Raw genomic sequence first — 6,000 nt, forward strand, 5'->3', positions numbered from 1 at the left:
GTACCCACGGAAGGAACAGCGCGGTGAGCGAGCTGACCTATCACCCGGACGTCGACGGCGATCCGGACGGCGCGGACGCGGCGCTGCGGGCCGACATCCGCCGCCTCGGCGGCCTGCTCGGCCAGACCCTGGCCCGCCAGGAGGGCCGCGGCCTGCTCGACCTGGTCGAAGAGGTACGCGCGCTGGTACGCAGCGACGCCGACACCGCCGCCGTGAAGCTCGGCGGCCTCGACGTGTCCACGGCGACGCTGCTGGCGCGGGCCTTCTCCACGTACTTCCACCTGGCGAACATCACCGAGCAGGTGCACCGGGCCCGGGAGCTGCGCCGCCGCCGCGCTGTGCACGGCGGCTGGCTCGACTCCACGGCGAAGCTGATCGCCGAGCGCAACGTGCCGGCCAGCGAGATCGCGGCGGCCGCGCGGCGGCTGGCGATCCGGCCGGTGTTCACCGCGCACCCGACCGAGGCGGCCCGCCGGTCCATCCTGACGAAGCTGCGCGGCGTCGCCGACCAGCTCGACGGCGAGTTCGCCGCGGCGGCGCTGTACGGCGAGACCGCGCTCAACGACCGCCGCCTGTCGGAGCTGCTGGACCTGCTGTGGCAGACCGACGAGCTGCGCCTGGACCGGCCGGACCCGACCGACGAGGCCCGCAACGCCGTCTACTACCTGCGCGATCTCTACGACGACGCCGCCCCGCAGGTGCTCGACGACCTCGCCGAGACCCTCAAGCGCCTCGGCGTGGACACCGCGCCGACCACCCGCCCGCTGACGTTCGGCACCTGGATCGGCGGCGACCGCGACGGCAACCCGTACGTCACGCCCACGGTCACCCGGGACGTGCTGCTGCTGCAGCACGAGCACGGCATCCGCGCGGTCGAGGCGGCGCTGGAAGACCTGATCAACGAGGTGTCGGTGTCGCGCCGGCTGCGCGGGGTGTCCCTGGACCTGTCCGCCAGCCTGGCCAAGGACCTGGACGCGCTGGCCGAGGTCGACGAGCGCTTCCGCCGCGTCAACGCCGAGGAGCCGTACCGGCTCAAGGCCCGCTGCATCCGGGCGAAGCTCGCCAACACCCGGACCCGCCTGGCGCGCGGCACCGAGCACGTGCCCGGCCGCGACTATCGCGGCACCCGTGACCTGGTCGCCGACCTGGAGCTGATGCGGGCGTCGCTGGCCCGCAACGCCGGTCAGCTCACCGCGGTCGGCCGGCTCGCCTCGGTGATCCGTACGGTGAGCGCGTTCGGCCTGCACCTGGCGACGATGGACGTGCGCGAGCACGCCGACGCCCACCACGCCGTGCTGGCGCAGCTCTACACGCAGGTCGGCGAGGTGACCAACTACGCCTCGCTGAGCCGGACGGAGCGCACCGCGCTGCTGGCCAAGGAGCTGACCGGGCGGCGGCCGCTGTCGAGCGTGGACAGCCCGCTGACCGACTCGGCCCGCAAGACCTACGACGTGTTCGGCACCATCCGCGCCGCGCAGGAGCGCTTCGGCGAAGATGTCGTCGAGTCGTACATCGTCTCGATGACCCGGGGTGTGGACGACGTGCTGGCCGCGGCCGTGCTGGCGCGCGAGGCGGGACTCGTCGACCCGCACGCGCCGCGGGCCTCGATCGGGTTCGTGCCGCTGCTGGAGACGGTCGCCGAGCTGCGGGCCGGCGGGCAGATCCTGGACGAGCTGCTGAGCCTGGCGCCGTACCGGGCGCTGGTGCGGGCGCGCGGGGACGTGCAGGAGGTGATGCTGGGCTACTCGGACTCCAACAAGGAGGCCGGCATCACCACCAGCCAGTGGGCCATCCACAAGGCGCAGCGCGCGCTGCGCGACATCGCCGCCAAGCACGGTGTACGGCTGCGGCTGTTCCACGGCCGAGGCGGCACCGTCGGCCGGGGCGGCGGCCCGACCCACGAGGCGATCCTCGCCCAGCCGTACGGCACGCTCGACGGCGCGATCAAGGTGACCGAGCAGGGTGAGGTCATCTCCGACAAGTACACGCTGCCCGCGCTCGCCCGGGAGAACCTGGAGCTGACCGTGGCCGCGGTGCTGCAGGCGACGCTGCTGCACACCACCCCGCGCCAGCCCGAGGAGGCGCTGGCCAAGTGGGACAGCTCGATGACGGTGGTCTCCGACGCGGCCTTCGTGAAGTATCGCGAGCTGGTCGAGAACCCGCAGCTGCCGGAGTACTTCTGGGCAGCGACGCCGACGGAGCTGCTGGGTGCGCTGAACATCGGCTCCCGCCCGGCCAAGCGGCCCGACTCCGGCGCGGGCCTGGGCGGCCTGCGCGCCATCCCGTGGGTGTTCGGCTGGACCCAGTCCCGCCAGATCGTGCCGGGCTGGTTCGGCGTCGGCACCGGCCTGCGCGCCGCCCGCGAGGCGGGCCTGGCCGACGACCTGCGGGAGATGTTCGAGCGCTGGCACTTCTTCGGCACGTTCCTGTCCAACGTGGAGATGATGCTCGCCAAGACCGACCTGAACATCGCCCGGGGTTACGTGCAGACGCTGGTGCCGGGGCCGCTGCTGCCCATCTTCGACACCATCGAGGACGAGTACGAGCGCAGCGTCGCCGAGGTGCTCGCCATCACCGGCGAGTCGGCACTGCTGGAGTCGCAGCCGGTGCTGCGGCGTACGCTCGGCGTGCGCGACACCTACCTGGAGCCGCTGCACCACCTGCAGGTGGCGCTGCTGCGCCAGTACCGGGACGCCGGGCTGGCCGGCCGGGCGGTGGCCACCGCACCGGGCAGCCGCCGCGCGCCGACCACCGACCCGACCCTGGAGCGGGCACTGCTCACGACCGTGAACGGCATCGCCGCCGGGATGCGCAACACAGGCTGAACGGACCAAATGTTTCGGCGAAGTCACGCCTACCGGACATATCGGTGGGCGTTACTTCGCCGAAACCGCGGCACGATCTCATCATGGGCGTGATGCACTCGACCGCGGTGCGCGCTGCTGCCACACTTGTCACCTGCGGAACACGGTGAGTCGCTTGGGCGCGCCGCGACAGCGGCGGTCAGCCGGGCAGAAGTCATGGGCAACAGCGGAGCGTCGCCGTGCGATGCGGGCGCTGGGGAGGCAGGAGCAGACGTGAGCGAGCGGAGCGAACGGGTGATCGGCGACGAGGCGCTGCGCGGCGCCCCCACGTGGACCCCCAACCCGACCGAGCTGTCCGACCTCGAACTGCTGCTGGCCGGGGCGTACGCGCCGCTCGGCGGTTTCCTCGGCCGCGACGACCTGCGCTCGGTGGCGGCCACCTCCCGGCTCGTCGACGGGCGCCCCTGGCCGCTGCAGGTGAAGCTGGAGGTGCCGGCCGGGATGCTGGACGGCATCGAGGTCGCCGACGCCCCGCCGCTGGTGCTGACCGACGCCGAGGGCGCGCCCGTCGCCCGGCTCGACGTCGCCGAGGTGTGGCCGACCCGCGAGGGCTGGTGCGGCGTCGCCGGGCCGGTCACCCGGTACGGCGACGGCGGGCGGGCCCCGTTCGACCGGCTGCGCCTGCCCACCGACGCCGTCCGCGAGCTGCTGACCGCGCAGCGGGTGCTCGGCTACTTCGCCGACCGGCCGCTGCACCGGCCGCAGCTCGCCCAGCTCAACCATGCCGCCCGCCAGCTCAACGCGCAACTCGTCGTGCTGGTGCCGGTCGGCGCGCCCGGCCCCGACGGCCTGACCTCCGAGTCGCTGGTGCGCTGCGTGCTCGCCGCGCGGGACCGGATGAACGAGCCCGTCATCGTCGCGATCCCGCTGACGAGCCGCGGCAACGAGATCACCGACGCGCTGGTCCGGGCCCGGGTCGCCGCCGCGTACGGCGCCACCCACCTGCTCGGCACGGCCACCACCATGTCCGGCGGCGGCCCGCGCGTGCTGATCCCGCGCGAGCTGGTCTACGACAGCCGGGACGGCCAGTGGCGCGACCGCGACGAGGTGCCCGAGCGCTTCGAGCGCATCGCGCTGACCGACGAGGAGATCGCCGGGCTGCTCGACGACGGCCTGCCGCTGCCCGAGTGGCACACCCCGCCGGCGGTGGCCCGCGAGCTGTCCAAGGCCCGCCCGCCCCGCCGCCAGCGCGGCGTGGTGCTGTTCTTCACCGGTTTCAGCGGCTCCGGCAAGTCCACGGTGGCCCGCGGCGTCGCCGACGCGCTGCTGGAGACCGGCGAGCGCAGCCTGACCGTGCTCGACGGCGACGTGGTGCGCCGCGAGCTGAGCGCCGGGCTCGGTTTCAGCAAGGCCGACCGCGACCTCAACATCCGCCGCATCGGCTGGGTCGCCGCGGAGACGGCCCGGCACGGCGGCATGGCCATCTGCTGCCCGATCGCGCCGTACGCCAGCGCCCGCGCCAACGCCCGCGCCATGGCCACCGCCGCCGGGGCCGACTTCGTGCTGGTGCACGTGGCGACCCCGATCGAGGTGTGCGAGCAGCGCGACCGCAAGGGCCTCTACGCCCGCGCCCGCGCCGGGCAGATCACCGGGATGACCGGGATCGACGACCCGTACGAGGTGCCGACCGACGCCGAGCTGGTGCTCGACACCTCGGAGGGCACCATCGAGGACGCTGTCGACACCGTGCTCGTGTTCCTCGGCGAAGAGGGCTGGATCAACCCCCGCAGCTGAACGACGCGACGGCCCGCCACCTGGGCGGGCCGTCGCGTCCGTGACTCAGTAGGCCGGGCCGGTCACGATGTCGAAGGCCGGGTGCTTGCTGAACTGCTGGAACGAGGACAGCCCCGACGAGGTCATGTCGATCATCGAGCTGCGGCCCTCCTCGGCGCTCGGCGACTCGAAGTAGACCAGTGCCTTCAGCCGCGGGAACAGCTCCAGCTGCAGCCGGGCCGAGTCGAAGAAGCGCGCCTGGTGCTGCGGGTTGTTGCGGGAGTGCCACACGCCCCACTCGCCCAGCATCAGCGGCTTGTCCGGGAAGGACGTCGCGGCCCAGTTGTAGAAGCCCGGCCAGTCCTTGCGGCTGCCCGACCTGCGGTTCATCATCTCCGCGAAGTCGCCGTAGCCGTAGCCCGGGTCGCTGTAGGCGTAGGTGTCCCAGGCGACCCAGTCCACCACGTCGTCACCGGGGTACAGGTCCTCGAACCAGTCCTTGACGTTCCACGGGACGAAGGCCATGTAGCACATCACCGAGACCAGGTTGCTCACCCCGCGGGCGCGCAGCCCGGTCACCACGTGCCGGTACGCCGCGGCATAGTCCTTCGCGGTCATGCCGCTGCCCGGCCGTGCGATGACGTCGTTCTCCGGCTCGTGGTTCATCGTGAAGAAGAACTGGTCCTGCAGCGAGCCGCGGATGTGCACGGCCAGCCGGTCCAGGTAGGCCTCGGTGCGCGCGTCGCCGCGGGCGATGCCGGCCCAGCTGACGCCCTGCGGCTTCCAGTTCAGGAACAGCACCCGCTTGTGGGCCGGGTCCCTGGTGATGGCCAGCTCCTCCACGGTGGGGAACAGCGAGGCGCCGCGGTGGTACGCGTGGTAGACGACCTGCTGGCGGTTGGTGCGCCGCTCGAACTCGTACAGCGCCTGGATGCGGTTCTGCGAGGTGTGCGCGCCCGGCGCGACGCCCCACAGGGCCCCGCAGGTCGGCACCAGCGCCTGCCCGATCACGCACTCGACCGGCAGGTTCGGGTCGGTCGACGGCGACGGCGAGGCGGGCGGCAGGCTCGGTCCGGCCGACGGCGGGGCGCTCGGGTCCGTGCCGGGCGGAACGCTGGGATCGGTTCCGGGCGGGGAGCTCGGGTCGACGACCGGCGGGACGCTCGGGTCGGTGCCGGGCGGGGTGCTCGGGTCCGTGGCCGGTGGCGTGCTCGGGTCGGTCGCGGGCGGCGCGGTCGGGTCGACCGGCGGCAGGCCCGGGTCGGTCGGGTCGACGACCGGCGGGATGCCGGGGCTCGGCTCGGGGCCGGGTTCCGTGCCCGGGTCGGGCTGGCCGGGGCCGGGGTCGGGACCTGGCGCCGGACCGGGGTCGGTGCCGGGGTCAGGGCTCGGCTGCGTGCCGGGGCCGGGGCCCGCACTGGGC

General features: G+C 73.5%; 3 protein-coding genes. 2 read left to right on the forward strand and 1 reads right to left on the reverse strand.

The genetic code is table 11. The features are described 5' to 3' along the window. Positions 1-23 precede the first annotated feature (23 nt). Both ppc and cysC read left to right on the forward strand, forming a co-directional pair. Positions 24-2,825 (forward strand): phosphoenolpyruvate carboxylase, encoded by a 2,802-nt coding sequence (gene ppc, locus Cco03nite_RS34720; RefSeq protein ID WP_203698137.1) that lies wholly within the window; start codon positions 24-26, stop codon positions 2,823-2,825. Positions 2,826-3,077: 252 nt separating this feature from the next. After that, the gene (cysC, locus tag Cco03nite_RS34725; RefSeq protein WP_239167902.1) at positions 3,078-4,598 is read left to right on the forward strand and encodes an adenylyl-sulfate kinase; all 1,521 of its coding nucleotides are present in this window, start codon (positions 3,078-3,080) and stop codon (positions 4,596-4,598) included. A gap of 45 nt (positions 4,599-4,643) precedes the next feature. Here the strand turns inward: cysC and Cco03nite_RS34730 are convergent. Next, a partial coding sequence (locus Cco03nite_RS34730; RefSeq protein WP_203698140.1) for a glycoside hydrolase family 26 protein occupies positions 4,644-6,000 on the reverse strand: 1,357 nt, incomplete at its 5' end.

The organism is Catellatospora coxensis (assembly GCF_016862635.1).
Lineage (GTDB): Bacteria > Actinomycetota > Actinomycetes > Mycobacteriales > Micromonosporaceae > Catellatospora > Catellatospora coxensis.